Here is a 20,304-nt window from a genome sequence, read left to right on the forward strand (position 1 = left end):
AACATGGCGAAGGTCCCGGTCCAATTCACGCTCAACGGCTCCGAGAAAGCCGAATTCATCGACAGCGGCACGACGCTGCTCAACGCCCTGCGCGACAAGATCGGCGATACTTCGCCGAAAGGCGGCTGCCATCAAGGCACATGCGGCGCCTGTTCGGTCATCATCGACGGAGAACTCAGGCTCTCCTGCCTGACGTTGGCCGAAACCTGCAATGGCGCGGCCGTCACCACCACATCGGGCCTCGCCGAAGGCGGCGTCCTGCACCCGCTGCAGCGCGCCTTCCTCGACACATTCGCCACGCAATGCGGCTTCTGCACGCCGGGCATGATCATGGCCGCCAAGGTGCTGCTCGACCAGACGCCCAACCCCAGCCGCGACGATGTGGTGGAGGCGCTGTCGGGTAACATCTGCCGCTGCACGGGCTACGAGCCGATCATCCAGGCGGTGCTCACGGCGGCCCGCGCCAATTCGCAGAACGCGGCCTGAGGGACCAAAAATGGAACTGCGCAAGAACTACTTTGCCGATGTCCGCAGGGACGATCTGCACGAAATCGGCCAGCCTCGGCCCCGTTCGGATTCACCCGGCCACGTCACCGGCAAGACCGCCTTTTTCGCCGATCGCAGCTTCCCCGGCATGCTGCACCTGAAAATGGTGCGCAGCCCGCACCACCACGCCCGCATCCGCTCGATCGACACATCCGAGGCGGAGAAACATCCGGGTGTCGTCAAGGTGCTGACCGCCAGGGACGTGCCGCACAATGTCTACACCATCCTGATCCTGATCCAGATCGGCCCTGAGGACGAGACCGTGCTGGCCGACGGCAAGGTGCGCTGGAAGGGCGAGGCCGTGGTGGCGGTGCTGGCCGAGACCGAGCGCGCCGCACAAGAGGCCGCCGCCAAGGTCAAGGTCGACTACGAAGTGCTGCCGGCCGTCTTCGACATGGAAGAGGCGCTGAAACCCGGAGCGCCGCTGGTCAACGAGTATCACGGCCAGAACTATTACCTCTATGATAGCGGCGAGTGCCGCAAGGTGCGCTTCGGCGATGTCGAGGCGGGCTTCGCCGGCGCCGACCACATCCTGGAGCAGAGCTACCAATCCTCGCCGATCGAGCATGCGCCGACCGAGACCACCGGCTGCGTGGTGGTGCCCGAAGGCAATGACCGCTTCACCTGCTACACCAACACGCAGGCGATGTTCTTCACCCTCGACAACACCTCGATCATCCTGCAGATGCCGGGCTCGAAGCTGCATTTCGTCGGCGGCACGGTCGGCGGCGGTTTTGGCGGCAAGGTCGACGTCATCGTCGAGCCCATCGCCATTCTCGGCGCCAAGTTAACAGGACGACCGGTCTGTTTTATCTACAGCCGCGAGGAGGAGATGCAGATCTCCTCGCCTCGCGCCGCCGAAAAGGTGGTCATCAAGGACGGCGTGATGAAGGACGGCCGCATCGTCGCCCGAAAAGTCACCGGCTATACCGATGCCGGCGCCTATTCGCGCCACTCGCCCTATGGGGCGCAGAAGGGCGCCGGGCACTATCCCGGCCCCTACACCATCCCCAATGTCTGGATCGACACCTACTGCGTCTACACCAACCGCACGCCGTCCTCGGCCATGCGCGGCTTCGGCGTCACCATCGGCGATTTCGCGCTGGAGGTGCAGATGGACAAGCTTGCGCGGCTGATCGGCATGGACCCGCTCGAATTCCGCTTCATCAACGCCTATCGCGACGGCGACATGAAGGCGCATCGCCAGCCGACCGAAGGGGCAGCGCTCATTGAGTGCATGCAGGAAGCCTCGCGCGCCGCCAACTGGCCGGTGGCGGAAAAATTCATGGCGATGTCCTCCTACAGGAAGGGAACGTGATATGGCGATCCGGCGCGGACGCGGCGTCGCCGCGATCAACTACCCCACCGGCATGAATCTCGGCGGCGACCCGACCCAGGCGCTGGTGCATTCGACGCCGACCGGCAATTTCATGGTGACGCTGTCCTCGGTCGATCTCGGCCAGGGCATGAAGCAGATCATGGCGCAGATCTGCGCCGAGACGATTGGTGTGCCGACCGACCGCGTCGTTGTCGACACCGCCGACACCGACACCGGCCCGCACTGCATGGGCACCTTCGCCTCGCGCGGCACGCACCGCGCCGGCAACGCCGTCATCCAGGCCGCCAGGGAAGCCCGCCAGGTGATGCTGGAAGTGGCGGCCGAGGAACTGGAGGTCAACGCCGCCGACCTCGAGACCGACGGCCAGGGCAACATTCTGGTCAAGGGCGCGCCGCAGAAATCGATCTCGATCTTCGATGTCGCGCTGTCGGCGCATTTCAAGCGCGGCCGGTCCATATCGGGACGCGGAATGTTCCTGATCCCGCGCTCCTATCCCGAGATGGAGACCGGCGCGATGAAGCCGTCGACCTGCTATGCCCACGCCTGCACCGTGGCCGAAGTGGAGGTCGACGACGAAACCGGCGAGATTACCGTGCTGACAGTGAAGAACGTTTTCGAGATCGGCCGCGCGCTCAACCCGAAAATGGTCGAGCAGCAGCTGGTCGGCGGTTCCTGGATGGGCATCAGCCACGCGCTCTATGAAACCACAGAGCCCTACTATCCCAACCGCGACCATGGCGGCACCGACTTCAACCAATATCTGATGCCGGGGCCTGGCGACCTCGCGCAAACCGAGATCATCGTGCTGGAGCGGCCGTCGGCGGATGGCCCCTATGGCGCCAAGGGACCGGGGGAAATGTGCGCCAACCCGCAAATCCCGGCGGTCGCCAATGCCGTCTTCGACGCGGTCGGGGTGCGCATCGACACGCTGCCGATCACGCCGGAGCGCATCCTGCGCGCGCTCAAGGCGCAAGCGGCGAACTGACATGTCCGAGGTTATCGCCGGGACTGTAGCGACCTCGCCGGAGGCGGTGGCGCAGCAACTTGCCGATTCGCGCTATCTGGCCGACGACAGCCTGGCCACCGCCATCTTCCTAGCCATACGCCTGGGCAAACCGCTGTTGCTCGAAGGCGCGCCAGGGGTCGGCAAGACCGAAGCGGCCAAGGCGATCGCCGAGCTGCTCGGCCGCGAGCTCGTGCGGCTGCAATGCTATGAGGGCATCGATGCCGCGCACGCGCTCTACGAATGGAACTACCAGCGCCAGCTGCTCGCCATCCGCCATGCCGGGGAGCATGAGATCGATATCTATGACGACCGTTTCCTCATCGCCCGCCCGCTGCTGCAGGTGCTGAAGGCGCCTGAGCAGCGTGTGCTGCTGGTCGATGAGATCGACCGCTCCGACCATGAATTCGAGGCGCTGCTGTTGGAATTCCTCTCCGATTTCCAGATCAGCATCCCCGAGCGCGGCACCATCCGCGCCGCCGCCCAGCCGATCGTCATCCTGACCTCGAACCGCACCCGCGAGCTCGCCGAGGCGCTGCGCCGGCGCTGCGTCTACCATTGGATCGGCTATCCCGACGCCGGGCGCGAGGCCGCCATCATCATGCTGCGCGCCGGCGATGTCGCGGAGGCAACCGCGCGCGCCGTGGCATCAGCCGTCCAGACCATCCGCGCCCGCCCGCTGGCCAAACCCCCCGGCATCGCGGAAGCCGTCGAATGGGCCAATGCCGCGACCATCCTCGAAAAAGGCGGCAGCCCCTGGCCGGAAGCCTTCCGCCGCGCCATCGGCGTGCTGATCAAGGATGAGGAGGATCTGTCCTATATCGCGCCCGAGCTTGGCCGGATTGTCGAGGAGGCGCTGGGATGATGCGGGAGGTTATTTCGCAACGCCGGCGGGACAGAGGGGGGCGCGAAGGAATGATGCGTGGGGAAAGCTTGCCTCCCGCCGCCGCGCCATTCCTCGGCTTCGGCCGCTTGCTGCGCCGCTACGGCTTCGCCGTCGCCCCCGAGCAGATCTCCGGTTTCATGCAAGCGGTGACATTGCTCGGCCCAGGCTCAATGTCTGACATCCGTGAAGCCGCCCTTGCCACGCTGGCGCCGCCACCCGATCGCCGCGACGAATTCGAGGTCCACTTCCAGAGCCATTTCTACGGCAACATTTCAGCCGTGGCTGAAGGCGAAGCGGACGAGGAAACCCAGATCAAGGACGATGGCGGCCCCTACGACTCACGGATCGAGGCTGAGCGCAGCCGGGAAGCCGGCGAACTGTCCTCCGCTCTGGAACAGTTGAGCACACGCGACTTCCGTCGCGACGACGACAGGCTGGCCGCCTTCCGCCGCAAGCTCTCGACCGCATTGCCCGCCCGCCGCTCCTTCCGCACCGTGCGCACCCCTTCACGCGGCAAGCTCGACCTGCGCCGCTCGCTCAAGGAAATCGTCAGTGCCGATGGCGACGTGCCCTCGCCGTTGCTGCGTCGCCGCCAGACCGTGCCGCGCAAGCTGCTGCTCCTGATCGACGTCTCCGGCTCGATGAAGCTGCACACGGCGGACTATCTCAAGCTGGCGCATGCCGCCGTGCAAGGCGCCGACCGCGCCGAGATCTTCACTTTCGGCACGCGGCTGACCCGCATCACCACCGCACTGCGAATCCGCGACCGCGACCAGGCGCTGGCGCGTGCGGCGGCCCAGGTCGACGACTGGGACGGTGGTACCCGCATGGGACCGACGCTGCTCGCTTTCCTCTCGGTGCCGCGATTTTCGTCCTTCGCGCGCGGTGCGGCGGTGGTCATCCTGTCCGACGCGCTGGAGCGCGGCGACCATGCCGAACTGGCGATCGCAATACGAAGGCTGAGCGCCCGCGCCTTCCGGCTCTCGCTGGCCACGCCTTTGGCCGGCGACCCGCGCTTCCACCCGGCCACGGCAGCGCTGCGCGCCATCCTGCCTGACCTCGACGATCTCATCGACGGCTCGTCGCTGACCAGCCTCACCGATTTCATCCTGTCGCTCGCCTGCCCCGCCCCCGCGGCATCGACAATCTGGAAAAGGGTATCGTGATGCAGAAAGCCATCGACGCGCATTTCCACATCTGGCGCCAGAAGGACCAGCCCTGGCTGGTCGGGCCGATGGTGCCGCGCATCTTCGGCCCCTACGAGCCGATCCGCCGCGACTATTCGATCGAGGAATTTTTGGCCGACCAGGCGGGCGCCGGCGTCGAGAAAGCCGTCTATGTCCAGACCAACTGGGCCAAGGAGGAATTCGAGAAGGAGGTCGCTTTCCTGCACGAGACTGCCGGCGAGACCGGCTGGCCGCATGCCATCGTCGGCTATACCGACATGACCGTCGACGATATCAGGCCCCAGATCGACCGTCTGATGAAGTACCCCTTGCTGCGCGGCGTGCGCATGCAATTGCACTGGCACGAGACGCCGGCCTTTCGCTTCGCCGCCTCGGCCGATCAGGTCATCGACCCCAAGGTGCGGGCCAATGTCGCGAGGTTAAAGGACTACGGCCTGTCCTTCGACCTTCAGCTCTTCCCCGCCCAGATGAAGGACGGGCTGACGCTGGTCGGCGAGAACCCCGAGACCAACTTCATCCTCACCCATGCCGGTATGCTGACCGGCACCGAGCCGGAAACCACCGAGGCCTGGAAGGCTGGCCTGCGCACGCTATCGGCCGCGCCCAATCTCTATGCCAAGCTGTCCGGTCTCGGCACCTTCGTGCACCGCAACGACCCGGCTGTCATCAGCTACATCGTCGACAACGCCATCGATATTCTTGGCGCGGACCATCTGATGTTCGGCTCGAACTTTCCGATCGAGAAGCTCTGGACCAGCCATGCCGAGCTGATCAAGGCGCACCGCGATGCGGTGGCGAGGCACGGCGCGGCCGCAGAGGCCGATATCTTCTGGAACACGGCGGAGCGCGTGTATCGGCCGGTGTAGCACAGCTTCTTCCTTCCCCCTTGTGGGGGAAGGAAGAAGCCACAACAAGCCCTTACTGCGTCGGCAGCATGCCTTCGACATCGCTGGCCGCGTCATTGAGCGCGTCCTTGGGCGAGGCCGACTGGTCGACGATGCGCGACAGATTGTCGACGATCGTCTGCGTGACCTTGACCCCATTGGTGCCCGGGAAGGCATACCACGGAATCATCCGCGGCATCTGGCTGAGGCCAGCCTGGAACAGAGGGTTCTTCTTGTAGAAATCGCCGAGATAGTCTGATGATTTCGCCGCCAGCTCGTTGTTGGGGACATAACCCGTGCCGGGCACGACGACGGAGGCGCCGTAGGGACCTGCGGCGAATTTCGCGAACTTCCAGGCCGCCTCCTGCTTGGCCGTATCCTTGGTCAGGATGACCACGGCGTTGCCGCCGGTCGGCAGATGGCCGTTGACTGGATCGATCAGCGGAATCTTGGCGGTGCGCAGCGTGAACTTGTCGCCGACATTCTTGATCGTGTTGACCAGCGCCCCCGTAGTCTGGAATTCGAAGCCGACTTTGCCGGCCGCGAAAGCCTGTTCGCCCGCCGGCTTGGTGAAGACCGGCATGCCGCCCTCCTTCACCATCCGCTGCAGGATCTCCACGGCCTTCTCGCCTTCCGGCCCGTTGAAGGCGACCTTGCTTTCGTCCTCGTTCAGCATCTTGCCGCCGGCGCCGAACAGCAGCGCCGAGAACATCCAGTCGTCGCCCTGCCAGCGGAAGTCGATGCCGTCGACGCCGTTGCCGAGCGCCTTGATCTTGCCGCCGAGCGCGATCACCTCGTCCCAGGTCTTGGGCGGACTGTCCGGATCACCGCCGGCCGCCTTCACCAGGTCGGCGTTGTAATACATGATCGGATTGGAGGTGGCGAAGGCGAGGCCAACCTGCTTGCCATTGACCTGCGCCAGCTTCAGGATCGTGTCGGAGAAGCCGAGCTCCGCCATGTTGCCTTCCTTCTTGACCAGCGGGCCGAGATCGACGGCGACGTCGCGCTCGTTGAGCATGCGCAGGCGGTTGAGGCCGATGAAGGTGATGTCGGGCATCTCGTCGGTGCCGGCCTGGCGAAGAATGGTCTGGATGCCTTCTTCATAGGTCGCCGACGGGCTGGCGAACTGGATCTTGATGTCGGGGTTTTCCTCCATGAACTTCTTCGAGATCGTGTCCATGACGTTCTTGAAGAAGCCGGGCATCGGGTAGTGAACCGTCAGCGTCGTCTCGGCATAGGCCGGAAGGGCCGCCGCCAGCGACACCGCCGCCGCGGCAAAAATCCTGGAGAAATGCTTCATTGGTCGTGCTCCTTGTTGGTCCGGTCAGCCTTTGAGACCGGTCATGGTGATGCCCTCGACGAAGCGCTTCTGCGCGAGCAGGAAGGCGGCGACGAGAGGAAGGGTGATGATCAGCGTGGCGGCCATCAGCGCGCCGTAGTCGTCGCCGGCCTCGGCGGCGCGGAAATACATCAGGCCGAGCGGCGGCGTGGCGTAGGCCTGCTTGCTGACGACGATCAGCGGCCAGTAGAGATCGTTCCAATGCGCAACGACGGAAAAGATCGCGAAGGCGGTGACCGCCGGCCAGGCATTGGGCACGATGACGCGCGCGACGATGCCGAGTTCGGACATGCCGTCGAGACGCGCCGCGTGCAGCAGGTCGTCGGGCATGGCGCGGAAGAACTGCAGGAACATGAAGATCGCGAACACCGATATGGTGAAGGGCGCGACCAGCGAGGTGTAGCTGTTGAGCAGCGACATCCTGTCGAAGGCGACATAGAGCGGCAGCGCCGTCGCATGGATCGGCACCAGCAGGCCGAGCATGACCAGCACCATCATCAGCCGCGCGGCGCGGAACTTCAGCTTGGCCATCGCATAGGCGCAAGGGATCGCGACCACGACCTGGAAGAAGAAGATCAGGCCGCACACGATCACGCCGTTCCACAGCAGCGTCGCCATCGGCACCTTGGCAAACGCCTTGGCGAAATTCTGCGCGAAGTAGAAATGCTGCGGGATGAGCGACAGCGACGAGGTGAAGATGTCGCTCTGCGTCTTGCCCGCCGTCGAGATCATGAAGATGTAGGGCGCAAGGATCATCAGCGCGCCGAGCGAAAGCAGCGCGAAGCGGATGATGCGGCCGGCCGGAATGCTGATCATGTGTAGTGCACCCGCCGGTCGAGCACGCGGTATTGCACAAGCATCAGCACGACCAGGATCGCCAGGAAGACGACCGTCATCGCCGAGGCGTAGCCGACGCGCAGATAGACGAAACCCTCCTGGTAGATGGTGAAAAGCAGAACTTCGGACGCCTTGTTGGGGCCGCCGTCGGTCAGCATCTTCACCGTCTCGAAGACCTTCACCGCATTGGTGATGCTGATGGTCACGACGAACAGCGTCGTCGGTCCGAGCATCGGCCAGGTGACGAGGAAGAACCGGTCGAGCGCCGATTTCGCGCCGTCGACATGGGCGGCGGCGTAGAGCTCGCGCGGGATCGCCGTCAGGCCCGCCAGGAACAGCACCATGTTGAAGCCGACCGACTGCCAGATGCCGATAATCGACAGGCTGTAGAGCACGGTGTTCGACGCGCCGAGCCAGTTCGGGCCCGGAATGCCGGCCAGCGAAAGCAGCGCGTTGAGCGGCCCGATCGTCGGGTGGAAAATGTATTGCCAAACGGTTGCCATGGCGACGATCAGCGAGGCGACCGGAAGGAAGTAGACGGTGCGGAAAAAGCCGCGCGCACGTCCCTCGCCTTCGATCAGCAGGGCAACGCCCAGGCCAAGCACGATCGAGACCGGCGCGACGATCGCGGTATAGACCGAGGTATTCCACAGCGACCGGCGAAAGGTGCGGTCGTTCAGCAGATGCGCATAATTCTCGAAGCCGACGAAGCGAAACTTGCCGTAGCCGAGCTCGAAATCGGTGAAGCCGAGGAAGATGACGGCAGCCACCGGCAACAGCACGAACAGCAGCAACAGCACGATGGCCGGCGCCGCCAGCAGCCAGGCGGTCCTGTCCTCGCTGCGCGCACGCAGCGCCGCCGCGCTCGCGACATTGCCCGCCAGCGCGACGCTAGACATGGGCCGGCTCCTGCCGCGCACCCGCCGCGATGCGCAGCCGCTTTCCTTCCGGCCCGAAGACCATCGCCTGCTCAGGGGCCAGAAGCACACCCACCTTCATCCCGGCGATCAGGTCCCTCGCCTCCTGCGGTGCCAGCTTGGCGACGACGCTGTCGCCGGAGGCGTCGAGGCGGCAATGGGCAATGACTTCCGAACCGAGGAATTCGAGCCGTTCGATCCGCCCGGCAAGGCCGCTCCGCCCGCTGGGAGACAGTTTGACGAATTCCGGCCGGATGCCGAGGCTGACCGGGCCGTTCGCCACCTTCTCCAGCAAAGCCAGCCGGATGCCTTCGAAGCCGACACGGCCGCTTTCGGCCTGCGCCGGGATGATGTTGATCCTCGGCTGGCCGACGAAGCGCGCGACCTCGATATGGGCGGGATCGTTGTAGATCACATCGGGCGCGGCGAGCTGCAGCAGATTGCCGCCGATCATCACCGCCACCCGGTCGGCCATCGAAAGCGCTTCGGCCTGGTCGTGCGTCACATAAAGCGTCGGCACGCCGGCGCGGCGGTGCAGCTCGACGATCTCGCCGCGCGCATGCACGCGCAGATTGGCATCGAGGTTGGAGAGTGGCTCGTCCATCAGGAAGATGCTGGGATGGCGCACCATGGCGCGCGCCAGCGCCACCCGCTGCCGCTGGCCGCCCGACATCTGGCCCGGCTTGCGGTCGAGCAGATGGTCGATCTTGAGCAGACCCGCCATGTCGCGGACATCGCGCGCGATGCCGGTGCGGATCTCCTTCTGGCCGGGCAGCAGCGAGCCGACCAGCGGCAGGCGCTGCGACCGGCTCAGCCGCTTCATGGCGAGCGGCACGGCAATGTTCTGGCCTGCCGTCAGATGCGGGTAGAGCGCGTAGGACTGGAACACCATGGCGATGTTGCGGTCGGCGGCGGCAACCGGCGACATGTCCTTGCCGCCGACGAAAATCTCGCCGCTGTCGGCATGGTCGAGCCCCGCCAGAATGCGCAGCAAGGTGCTTTTGCCGCATCCGGACGGGCCGACCAGCGCAATGAATTCGCCGGCTTCGACATCGAAGCTCACGCCATTCAGAATGGCATTGCCGCCAAAGGACTTCCTCAGGCCGCGAAGCGACAGCGCGCTCATGACGCGACCCGCTTTCGAACCTTGTGCGCCTCGTGCGGATAGACCTCGGCCACCACTTCATCGAGAACGTAAGCCGTCATGCCGGGGATGGCGACGATCTCGCTGGCGACAGTATCGCTGAATTGGTGGATGACGGCGCCAAGCAGCCGCTCGCCCGGCATCTCGCGCTCCATGTCGCCAACCACGAAGGCGGCCGACGGACCCCATATCAACGACGTGTTTTCATACCGGCCTTGCCATGCCCGGTGCAGGTGGCCGCTTGCAAACAGCGCGACATCGTGCGCGGCGATCAGATCGTAGAGGCGCTGGCGCTGCGCCGGCCTGACACTCCAGTAGCCGGTATCGCCCTCGGCGGGCTGATCGACGAACAGCGGCTTGTGGGCGAACAGCGCGACGCGCCGGCCGCCGCGGCTTTCCAGCGCGCTGCCCAGCCAGTCGAACTGCCCCTCGTCCTCGGCATCGTCAAAGCCCATCAGCAGGCTGTCGAGCCCGATGAGGCGCCAGCTCCCGGCGTCCTCCATCCAGTAATCGGGCCCAACCAGCCGACGCCAGCGCTCGAGGCGCCCGGCATTGACCGGCTGCGGCGAACCCGGCAGATGGCCGACATCGTGATTGCCGGGCACCAGCAGCATCGGCGTGGAGATCTCCCGCATCAGATCCATGCAGAAGGCGATGTCTTGGTCCTTGTCGGCACCGTCGACGCTGAGGTCGCCGGTGTGGATGACAAGGTCGGCGCCGCTCTGCTCGATCCAGGCGGCCAGCGGCGCCCAATTGCCGTTGAAGTGCGCCTTGGTCGGACTGAAATGGGTGTCTGTGATCTGAACGATTTTCATGCCGGCTCCACCATGCGAGCCGCGCCCCCAGGCAAGTGGCATCGCATGGGGGCTTCCTTAGTGCCGTTCCATGTCACTTCCTTAACAGCGGCCGGGATAAACCGCACAATTGCGGGAAACGGTCCTCGAAGACCGCTGGAGGCACGCGCGGCAACGCGGAAACCGAAAAGATTTCAGCCGCTTACCGTCGTTACGCGACACATTGGCCGCACTCACAATCTTGTGACGGCGCAGCCGGAGATCATGCTCACTTCACCTCGAATTGCGGATCGACCGGGATCTGCATCGCCGTCACCAGATGGTTGGTCTGGCCCGCCAGCCCGATGATCGACACCAGCTCGCCATGTTGCGCATCGGTCATGCCCTTGGCCCGCGCCGCCGCCGTGTGCGAATGGACGCAGTAGGAGCAGCCATTGGCGGTCGAGACGGCGATGTAGATCATCTCCTTGGTCAGCGGATCGATGGCGCTGTCGGCCACCATCACCGCCTTGAGCTGCTCCCACACCCGCTTCAGCGACACCGGATCATTGGCCAGCCCGCGCCAGAAATTGTTGACGAAATCCGATTTGCGCGTCGCCCTGATGTCATCGAACACCGCCTTCACCGCCGGGATCCTTTCGACCTCGGCGTCGCTGAGGAGTCTTGTGGAGGCCATGGCGTTTTTCCCTCGTTGAGTCGGCGGATCAGGTCGTTGAATCAGGTCTTGAGCAAAGGTGGCTAATCGGCACTTCCGATTCAGTTTTTAGCGCTGGAAAGCAGGGACGAACGATTCGGCGAATTGTCAAAGTGCCCACCAGCCAGCACCCCTAATGCACGGCCGCGTACATGATCTTCTCCTCCGTGGCCTCCGCCGGCGAAAACTCCTCGACGATACGCCCTTGCCGGCACACCAGAATCCGGTCCGACAGGTTCATGATCTCCGGCAAGTAGGACGAGATGACCACGACGGCGAGCCCCTCGTCGGCCAGCCGGTTGATGATCTGGTGGATCTCGGCGATGGCGCCGACGTCGACGCCGCGCGTCGGTTCGTCGAAGATGACGATGCGCGGCTGCTGCACCAGCCCCTTGCCGATCACCACTTTCTGCTGATTGCCGCCGGAGAGTTCGACGACGCGGGCATTGTCGTTGATCGCCTTGATGTTCAGCGTCTTGGTCCAATCGGCCGACAGCGCGCGCATCTCCTGCTGGTTGATCACCCAGGCCTTTTCGCGGCCCGCGGCAAGCAGCCCGCCGAACAGGTTCTCGGCGATGCCCATCGTCTCGAAAATGCCTTCGCTCTTGCGGTCCTCGGTGACGTAGACGATGCCGTCGGCCACCGCCTCGCTGGGCACGAGGTAGCGCACGGGCCTGTCGTCGAGCTCGATCGCGCCGCCGCGCAGAAAGTCGCGCTTGTAGATGCCCGAGACGATCTTGAAGGTCTCGGTGCGGCCCGAGCCGATCAGCCCGAATACGCCGGTGATCTGGCCCTCGAAGATCGAGAAGGAATTGTTGCGCACGACATTGCTCATCGAAATGTCCTGCACCGACAGCACTTTCTTGCCGGCCTTGCGCAACCTGGCCTCGTCGCGCTGGCGGTAGATTTGGCCCGACAATGTGCGCCCGACCATTGCGGCGACGATCTTGTCGCGGTCGAAGGCCGACGTGTCGTCGGTGATGACCAGTTCGCCATCGCGCAAAATGGTGATGCGATCGGCGATGGCAAGCGCCTCTTCCAGCGCATGGCTGATGAAGACGATGGAGACGCCGCTCGCCTTGAGCCGCCGGATCAGCGCGAAGAAGTGGCGTTTCTCCTCCGGCGTCAGCGTCGCCGTCGGCTCGTCGAAAATGATGATCTCGGCATTGTGGTGCACAGCGCGCGCGATCTCCACCATCTGCCGCTTGGCGGCACCCAGCGTGGCCACCATGGCGTTGGGGTCGACCGGGAAGTTCAGCGACTGCAGGAACTGCTGTGCTGAAATATACGTGCCGCGCAGCCGGTTGAGGAATTTTTCGGTACCGAGATAAAGGTTCTGCGCCACCGTCATCGACGGCACCAGGCTGGTTTCCTGGAACACCATGGCGATGCCGGCCTCGAGAGCCGCGTGCGGCGAGGCGTAGGCGATCTCTCGGCCCTTGTGGAACATCTTGCCCGAGGTGGCGTCGACGACACCGGCGATGATCTTGGTCAGCGTCGATTTGCCGGCGCCGTTCTCGCCGAGCAGCGCGTGGATTTCGCCCTTGCGCAGGTCGAAGCTGACATTCTTGACCGCGGGCACGCCGCGATAGTTTTTCGTGACGTTTTCCAGGCGGACGATCGGTTCCATCAAAAACCTCCCGCGTCGAGCACACAGTCGCCGCCCTTGCAGGCAATGAACAGCCGGCCGTCCTTTTCCGCTACGCTGCAGATGCCGTGGCGTGTGCCGTTGGCGCGGCTGTGCAGGCTGAATTGCGGCTGCATCTTTGCGTCGAGCCTGACCACCAGCCCGTAGGAGCGGCTCGGCGACCACGGCTTGTGGATGCCCATGGTGCGGATGCCGCCGCATTGCAGCGGCTCGAGGAAACTGCGGTTGGAGGCGAGCGCCGGCGCGATCCAGTAGGCCGGCGGCACTTGGTCGATCATGTCCTGACGATAGTGCGTTTCCTGCAGCACGAATTCGATCAGCCGGTTGCGCGGCGCAAACAGCGCCAGCCAGGCGCCGCCATCGCCGGCCGGCGCCAGCCGCGCGGGATAGCCGGGCAGATGCGTCAGCACCGTCGAGCGGCTGCCGGCGGCGCCACCGAAGCGGATGAGCCGATGACGCCAGCTTTCGCTGACCAGCACATCCCGGCCGATTGGATGGAGCCCATAGGGAAAAGCGAGATCGCCTGAGACCTTGCGGAACGCGCCCCCTGTCGCGTCGCGTTTCCAAAGCGAACCGGACGCCCCCTTCTTCATCAGATCGGCGGCCCATTGCGACGGCGCATGCTCGGCCGACCCGTTGGCCAGCCACAACGTGCCGTCCACGGCGTAGGCGAGCGCGGTGATGCAGCGGATGTCGGCCGGCAACCGAATCTCCTTGCCTGATATCAGCAGCTTGCCGCTTTCGAACGCCACTGTCAGTTCGCCCGATGGCGACAGCGCCAGCGCCGTGATGGGCGACGGAAAGGCCTCGGCAATCTTGGGCTCGGCTCCTGCGGTAAGCGCATAGACGGCGTTGCCGCTGGAGGCGAGCAGCCGATCGCCGGAGACCAGCAGATTGTCCGGCTCGGTCAGCTCGGCGAAGGCCGGCGCATCGTCGAGCCGCGTGTTGGGCCGGAAGGCGCCGTCGAGCGGCGGGATGGTCACCGCCTTGCCGCGAAACATGTCCAGGATCGGATCGAGGATCATGGCTTTGCTCCCCAATAGGAAGCGGGGCTGGTCCAGTTCGGGTCGGCGCCTGTAATTTTATAGCGGCCGATGCGGTTGTTGAGGATGCCGCCGACGAACAGATAGCCCTTGTGTTCGCGCATCGAGGTGACCATTGGATGCGCGTCGCCGGAGAGATCGCCCAGCGCCTCGACGATGCCGCCCTTCTCGTTGAATTTCACCACGCCGCCGGTGTTGATATTGGGGAACAGCCACTCGTCCTGCGGCAGCCGGCGCGTCATGCGCTTGCGCATGGCGGGATGGCGCAGCGACAGGTCGAAGCTCGGCGTGCGCATGCCGAGCCACGCCATCCAGTAATTGCCGTCGGACGCCCGGTTGATGTTGTCGGGATAGCCCGGCATGTCGCGGATGACGCATTCGGCGGTGCCGGCCTTCGGCCCTTCCAGCCAATAGCGGTGCACGCGGCAGGCCCAGCTTTCGGCGAAGAACAGCGATTTGCCGTCATGCGCCATGCAGACGCCGTTGGTGTAGCGGTAGCCGTCGAGCAGCGTCTTCGTCGACCCGTCCTTCGGATCATAGACCAGCAGCCGGCCGGTGGCGCGGTTCTCGATCGAATCCAGCGCCCAGTCGTGGGCGTCATAGCGCTTGGTCGAGTCGGTGAAATAGATGCGGCCGTCCGGCGCGATGTCGCAGTCATTGGGATCGCGCAGCCGGGCGTCGTCGACGATCGACGTCCAGGAGCGCGCCGTCTCGGCCGACAGACGCTTCACCTCGCGCTCCGGCGAAACCGAGTAGAGCCCCATGGCGCCGACGCAGCTGATCAGATTGCCTGTCTTATCAAAGGCGAGCCCAAGCGGAAAGCCGCCAATGTGGGCAAAGACTTCCGATTTGACATAGTCCGGCGCGAAGAAGCGGACGATCTCGCCATGGCGGGTGCCGCAATAGAGATGATCGTCGCGGTCGAGGATGACGTCCTCCGGCCCTTCCAGTTCGCCAAGCCCGATATGGTCGGCTGCCGACAGCCGGTTGTCGAGTTCGTAAGGCGTGCCGGAGCCCGGCACCGCCGATTGCGTCTCGCCCATCTTGAGGTAGACCGGCGCGACATAGACTTCGTTCAGCACCTTATGGCGGTTCTTCAGCCAGCGTATGTCGATGGTCACCGCCACCGCCAGCATGATGCCGAGCACCATCTGGTTGATACCGGTGCCGTAGCCCAGCCGGATCAGCCCATTGGTCATGGTCAAGACGATGATGGCGCCCATCAGCCCCTTGATCACCGAGCCGCGCCCGCCGCCCAGGCTGACACCGCCGACCACCGCCGCCGTGAGCGCCATGATCTCGAGGTTGAGGCCGGTGCCCGGCCCGGCCCCGCTCAGCCGGCAGGCGATGAGAAAACCGCCGATCGAGGCGCAGAAACCGGAAAAGACATAGGTCATGAACACGGTGCGGCGCACGCGGATGCCGGCATTGTGCGCCGAGCGCCTGGAGCCGCCGACCGCCAGCACATGCCATCCCGGCCGCGAGCGCGTCAGCGCGATATGGGTGACGATAGCCAGGATGATGGCCAACCACACAGAGACGGAGAGCCCCCAAAAGGTGCTGTCGCCGATGAAGTCGAGCACGTCGGATGTGGCGGTCGAGAGCTGCACGTCGGCGGCATAGGTGGTGACCAGGATGTCGAACAGCGCCCGGCCGAAGATGAAGGTGACCAGCGTGGTGAGAAAGGCGCGCAGCCTGAGGTAGCCGACGAGATAGCCGTTGATGGCGCCGAAGATCAGCCCCGTGGCAAGCGAGGCTGCCAGCGCCAGCCAGATCGACTGTTCGAGTATGAAGAAGACATAGACGGCGGAGAAGCAGGACAGCGCGAAGATCGAGCCGACCGACAGATCGATGCCGCCGCCCAGCATCACCACCGTCATGCCGGTGACGACCATGGAGAATTCGCCGAGCTGGCGGGTCGATTCCTGCAGCGCGTTCAGCTTGAAGAAGCCGGGAATGATCGAGCCGAAAGTCGCCAATGTCACCACCAGCGCCAGGAACGGAATGGCGTTGTCGGTCCAGCGTTTGGTCAGGATCTCGCCGACCAGATGGTCGGGCACGAGATTGTAGCGCCAGGACTGGAGGCGTTCGCGAAAGGACATTGGCTGCCGTTGATCAAGAGAAGGAGGTGGCCGAACTGATCCGGCCACCTCGTGGAGTCTGTTCGACCGCGCGGCTTATTTCGCCGCCGCTTCCGCCTGCAGCGCCTTCAAATCCCAGCAGCTGTCGGGCTTGAGGTCGGCCTTGGTCGTCGCCTTCTCCAGCGTGTAAATGTAGGTGTGCGAGGTGCCGGCCGGCTGGCCGCTCTGCAGCAGGAACTTGATGATGGCGTTCATGTCGCCCGACTGGCGGGCAAGCTCGGTCATCACCACGGCGCCGTAGGTGCCGTCCTGAAGCTTGTCGCAATCGGCGGCTTTTTCACCGCCGCCGGTGGTGACCAGGAACACCTTGCCGTCGAGCTTGGCGTCGCGGATCGCGGCGGATGCGCCGGTGGCGTCACCGTCCCAGAAATCGATGATCGAGCAGATGTCCGGGTTCTGCTGCAGCATCGTCGTCGTCACATTGCGGGAGGTCGTCGCATCCCAGTTGGAGTCGGGCTTGGCCACCACCTTGAAGTCGGGATGCTTGTCCAGCACCTTCATGATGCCGGCATACTGGTAGAGGCTGGAAGAGTTCGCCTGGTCGCCCTGCACCAAGCCGATCTTCTTCGACGAGTTCTCGCCGCAGCCCTTGATTGCCGCTTCGGCCTCGAGCTGGCCCAGCCGGTCCCAGTCGCTACCGACAAAGGCATCGGCCGGGAAATTGGCGGGATTGTCGACCAGAAGAACATAGGTGCCGGCCGCCTGCGCCTTCTTCATCAGCTTGGAGTAGGAGTTGAGGTCTGGCGCGTGGATGATCAGCACATCGGGCCTGGTGTCGGACGAGATGGCGTCGGTAATCGCCTGCGCGCCGGCATCGACCACCCAGTTCGGATCGCGCGTTTCGAACGTGCCGCCCCAGGCCTCGACCTCCTTCTTCAGATAGTGCGCCCAGCCCTGCGCCAGGTCGAAGCCCATCGCCAGCGGCACCAGCATGACGCGCTTGCCCTTGAGCGCCTGTGCATAGGCCGCCGGGCCAGGATCGTCGGCGGCGAAGGTCGGCGCCGCGAAGGCGGTAATGGCGAGCGCCGTTGCGGCGGCCATAAGTGTCTTGATCAATCTCATGTCACGTCCTCTGGTTCGGTTTCATTGCCGGCCGATCGTCGCGATCGCGCCGGGTACCCCGAGCAGATGGGCTAGCCCATCTGCTCTAAATGTCGCCTTGTTGCGCGGTCTGTTCGTCGCGCGGATTGATGATGCCGTCGACGATGATGGCGCCGAGCAGGATCGCCGCCTTGATCAGGTTCTGGTAGAGCAGCGGAATGTCGATGATGGTCATGGCGTTGAGCAGGATGCCGATCAGCGCCGCCCCAACCAGCACATTGCGCACCCCGCCTCGCCCGCCGGACAGGCCGATACCACCGATCACCGCCACCAGCACGATGTCGTAGAGCAGCGTGGAATTGACGACGCGCGTGTTGATCGAATGCAGGCTGGCCGCAGTCAGCAGGCCGGCGATCAGCGCCACGAAAGCGGAGAGCACGTAGCGCAGCACCAGCATCGGCCGCACCGGAATGCCGATGTTGCGGGCGGCGACCGGATTGTCGCCGGCGAAATAGATGTAGCGGCCCCATTTGGTGTAGCGCAGGAACAGGAAGAACAGGAAAGCCAGCCCGGCGAAGACGAACACCTCGATCGGGATATCGAGAAAGCGCAGGCCGCCAAGCAGTTCGACCCAATGGCCCTGCGGCACCGGTACCGCGTCCTGCGTGATCAGTTGCGAGCGCACATAACCGAAGACGAAGGACCCGGTTGCCAGCGTCACGAAGATCGCCGGAACGTCGGCATAGGCGACGAGAAAGCCGTTGAGCAGGCCGATGGCGAGCACACCGGCCAGCACATAGGCAAAAGCCAGCCCGTCCGAGGTTCCGGTGTTGAGCAGTTGCAGATACCAGGCGACCGACATCGCCATGATCGCCACGGCCGACAGGTCGATGCCGCGGCCGATGATGACGACCGCCATGCCGAGCGCCAATATGCCCAGCACCGACACGGACCTGACGATGGCGACGAGGTTGTTGGGGTCGATGAAGCCCGGCAGGCCGATGGCCGCTGCAACGAACAGCACCACCGCGATGGCAAAGACAATGCCTTCCTGATTCAGGCGCCTGAGATTTAGCCAGCCGATCGTGTTCATGTCTGCATTTGCCCCGATGGCAGCGCTGCCATCCCGAAGGCAGAGCTAATCGGCTCAGCGCCGGTTCGTCAAATGAATCCGCGTTCGGAACGGGGCCTTATGCCGATATTCGCCGAGTGGACGCATCGATTGCCAAAACTGGCGCAATGCCCGGAAACTCCTGCATTTTTGGCAATCGATTGCGCCATCGCAGGCATTCGCGAAAGTGCGGCATCAAGGCGAAAGGATGAGGCGGAATTTATCTCCGCATCAGGCGGGAAAATCCGATTTTCAATTCCCCGGCGCGTGGCCGGAAACCTCGGCGCCCGCAGTTGGCGGCAGCACGAGAAAACGCAACGCTGCCACCAGCCCGATGGCGCCGATCACGAAAAAGGCGATTCGAAAATCGACGAGGTCGAGTGCCGGCTGGGCCCTGGCGATCTGCGACAGATTGAGGATCGCCGCGGCCACGGCAACGCCGAACAGCATCGCCACCTGCTGCAGCATCGAGGACAGCGTTGCCGCCGAGCTGCGCCGCGCGGCGTCGATATCGGCGAAAGCCAGCGTGTTGAGCCCCGTGAACTGCATCGAGCGCGACAGGCCGGCGATCAGCATCAACGCCACCACCAGCGCCTGCGGCGTCTGCGGCGAGATCGCCCCGCAAGCCATGATCGAGGCGGAGGCGATGATGCCGTTGACCACCATCACCGAACGGAAACCGAAGCGCCGCAGCGTCGGAGTCGTCACCGCCTTCATGCCGAGATTGCCGAGGAAATAAGCCAGGATCATCAGGCCGGCATCGACGGGCGACAGGCCGAAACCAAGCTGGAACAATAGCGGCAACAGGAACGGCGTGGCGTTGATCGCCACCCGGAAGATGGTGCCGGCGGCAAGCGTCGAGATGGCGAAGGTCAGCACCTTGAACGAGGAGAGGTCGAGCAGCGGATGCGGAGCGCGCCGCAGATGCCGCACCGCCAGCCAGCCGATGACGATCCCCGCCGCGATCAGCGCCACTGTCGGCAGCATGCCATCTTCCGGGTGCGCGATGCGCCCGAGGCCGTAGAGCAGGCAGGTGAGCCCAAGCGAGGTCAGGAAAAACCCGGGCCAGTCGAGCGGCTTGGGATCGGCCTCGCGATCGCCCGGGATGAAGCGGGCGACCAGTGCCAGACCGATCAGCCCAAGCGGGATATTGATGAAGAAATTCCAGTGCCAGGACAGAGTGGTGGTGATGAAGCCGCCAAGCACCGGACCGACCACCGGCGCGAACAGCGCCGGCCAGGTGATCAGCGCGGTGGCGTTGAGCAGCTCGGATTTGGACGCGTTGCGCAGGACGAGAATGCGCCCCACCGGCGTCATCAGCGCACTGCCCAGCCCCTGCACGGCGCGGGCGGCAACGAATTCGGTCAGATTTTCCGAGAAGCCGCAGGCAAGCGAGGCCAGCGTGAACAGCGCGATCGCCACGAGAAAGATGTTGCGCGCGCCGAAACGGTCAGCGAGCCAGCCCGACAGCGGCACGAACACCGCCATGGTCAGCATGTAAACGGTGATGCCGATGCTCATCGCCACCGCCGGCACGCCGAAGGACTGGCCCATCTGCGGCAGCGAGGTCGAGATGATCGTCGAATCCAGCAGTTGCATGAAGAAGGCGATGGCGACGATCAGCGCCACGCGCCGCGCATTGGTGGCTGTTTCGGGTAAGGCTTCAGTCTCGGGAATGGCAGTCATGTCGGTACGGGTTTGAACAGCATCTGGCCGACTGCGTCCATAGCCAGCGCAACAAACTTTCGTG

At 64.4% G+C, this 20,304-nt stretch carries 18 protein-coding genes; 6 read left to right on the forward strand and 12 right to left on the reverse strand.

Features of this window, described 5'->3' with window-relative positions:
- Positions 1–3 precede the first annotated feature (3 nt).
- The 6 genes from ACWGS8_RS09520 to ACWGS8_RS09545 are packed head-to-tail and all read left to right on the forward strand — an operon-like array spanning position 4 to position 5,827.
- Positions 4–486, forward strand: coding sequence for a (2Fe-2S)-binding protein (locus tag ACWGS8_RS09520; RefSeq protein ID WP_454580676.1), 483 nt, complete (start codon positions 4–6; stop codon positions 484–486).
- A 10-nt stretch (positions 487–496) separates the two neighbouring features.
- On the forward strand, positions 497–1,864 hold the full coding sequence (locus ACWGS8_RS09525; RefSeq protein WP_454580677.1) for a xanthine dehydrogenase family protein molybdopterin-binding subunit: 1,368 nt from the start codon (positions 497–499) through the stop codon (positions 1,862–1,864).
- Position 1,865: 1 nt separating this feature from the next.
- Positions 1,866–2,870 carry a xanthine dehydrogenase family protein molybdopterin-binding subunit gene (locus ACWGS8_RS09530; RefSeq protein WP_454580678.1) on the forward strand — a complete coding sequence of 335 codons (1,005 nt, stop codon included), beginning with the start codon at positions 1,866–1,868 and terminating at the stop codon, positions 2,868–2,870.
- 1 nt (position 2,871) lies between these two features.
- Positions 2,872–3,753: an AAA family ATPase gene (locus ACWGS8_RS09535; protein ID WP_454580679.1), complete on the forward strand. Its 882-nt coding sequence runs from the start codon at positions 2,872–2,874 to the stop codon at positions 3,751–3,753.
- A 50-nt stretch (positions 3,754–3,803) separates the two neighbouring features.
- A complete protein-coding gene (locus tag ACWGS8_RS09540) occupies positions 3,804–4,940 on the forward strand; it encodes a vWA domain-containing protein (protein ID WP_454580680.1) in 1,137 nt (378 codons plus the stop codon).
- Complete coding sequence (locus ACWGS8_RS09545) at positions 4,940–5,827, forward strand: amidohydrolase family protein (RefSeq protein WP_454580681.1); 888 nt, start codon at positions 4,940–4,942, stop codon at positions 5,825–5,827. The genes ACWGS8_RS09540 and ACWGS8_RS09545 overlap by 1 nt, the downstream gene beginning before the upstream one ends.
- 52 nt (positions 5,828–5,879) lie before the next feature.
- Here the strand turns inward: ACWGS8_RS09545 and ACWGS8_RS09550 are convergent, their stop codons facing one another.
- The 12 genes from ACWGS8_RS09550 to ACWGS8_RS09605 all read right to left on the reverse strand — a co-directional run bounded on the left by ACWGS8_RS09550 (position 5,880) and on the right by ACWGS8_RS09605 (position 20,240).
- Complete coding sequence (locus ACWGS8_RS09550; RefSeq protein ID WP_454580682.1) at positions 5,880–7,145, reverse strand: ABC transporter substrate-binding protein; 1,266 nt, start codon at positions 7,143–7,145, stop codon at positions 5,880–5,882.
- A gap of 24 nt (positions 7,146–7,169) precedes the next feature.
- A complete protein-coding gene (locus ACWGS8_RS09555; protein WP_454580683.1) occupies positions 7,170–8,000 on the reverse strand; it encodes a carbohydrate ABC transporter permease in 831 nt (276 codons plus the stop codon).
- Positions 7,997–8,920 (reverse strand): carbohydrate ABC transporter permease, encoded by a 924-nt coding sequence (locus ACWGS8_RS09560; protein ID WP_095773840.1) that lies wholly within the window; start codon positions 8,918–8,920, stop codon positions 7,997–7,999. The genes ACWGS8_RS09555 and ACWGS8_RS09560 overlap by 4 nt, the downstream gene beginning before the upstream one ends.
- Positions 8,913–10,064 (reverse strand): ABC transporter ATP-binding protein, encoded by a 1,152-nt coding sequence (locus tag ACWGS8_RS09565; RefSeq protein ID WP_454580684.1) that lies wholly within the window; start codon positions 10,062–10,064, stop codon positions 8,913–8,915. The genes ACWGS8_RS09560 and ACWGS8_RS09565 overlap by 8 nt, the downstream gene beginning before the upstream one ends.
- The gene (locus ACWGS8_RS09570; RefSeq protein ID WP_454580685.1) at positions 10,061–10,897 is read right to left on the reverse strand and encodes a metallophosphoesterase family protein; all 837 of its coding nucleotides are present in this window, start codon (positions 10,895–10,897) and stop codon (positions 10,061–10,063) included. The genes ACWGS8_RS09565 and ACWGS8_RS09570 overlap by 4 nt, the downstream gene beginning before the upstream one ends.
- Positions 10,898–11,144: 247 nt before the next feature.
- Positions 11,145–11,552, reverse strand: a complete 408-nt coding sequence (locus tag ACWGS8_RS09575; protein WP_454580686.1) for a carboxymuconolactone decarboxylase family protein — start codon at positions 11,550–11,552, stop codon at positions 11,145–11,147.
- Between the two features lie 151 nt (positions 11,553–11,703).
- Positions 11,704–13,200 carry a sugar ABC transporter ATP-binding protein gene (locus tag ACWGS8_RS09580; protein WP_454580687.1) on the reverse strand — a complete coding sequence of 499 codons (1,497 nt, stop codon included), beginning with the start codon at positions 13,198–13,200 and terminating at the stop codon, positions 11,704–11,706.
- Positions 13,200–14,243: a hypothetical protein gene (locus ACWGS8_RS09585; RefSeq protein ID WP_454580688.1), complete on the reverse strand. Its 1,044-nt coding sequence runs from the start codon at positions 14,241–14,243 to the stop codon at positions 13,200–13,202. Before ACWGS8_RS09585 ends, ACWGS8_RS09580 begins: the two co-directional genes overlap by 1 nt.
- On the reverse strand, positions 14,240–16,363 hold the full coding sequence (locus ACWGS8_RS09590; protein ID WP_454580689.1) for an ABC transporter permease: 2,124 nt from the start codon (positions 16,361–16,363) through the stop codon (positions 14,240–14,242). The genes ACWGS8_RS09585 and ACWGS8_RS09590 overlap by 4 nt, the downstream gene beginning before the upstream one ends.
- Before the next feature lie 75 nt (positions 16,364–16,438).
- A complete protein-coding gene (locus tag ACWGS8_RS09595) occupies positions 16,439–17,464 on the reverse strand; it encodes a sugar ABC transporter substrate-binding protein (protein WP_454580690.1) in 1,026 nt (341 codons plus the stop codon).
- Positions 17,465–17,549: 85 nt separating this feature from the next.
- Positions 17,550–18,536 (reverse strand): ABC transporter permease, encoded by a 987-nt coding sequence (locus ACWGS8_RS09600; RefSeq protein WP_454580691.1) that lies wholly within the window; start codon positions 18,534–18,536, stop codon positions 17,550–17,552.
- A gap of 270 nt (positions 18,537–18,806) precedes the next feature.
- A complete protein-coding gene (locus ACWGS8_RS09605; protein ID WP_454580692.1) occupies positions 18,807–20,240 on the reverse strand; it encodes a DHA2 family efflux MFS transporter permease subunit in 1,434 nt (477 codons plus the stop codon).
- Positions 20,241–20,304 lie beyond the last annotated feature (64 nt).

The organism is Mesorhizobium sp. 43Arga (assembly GCF_053714255.1).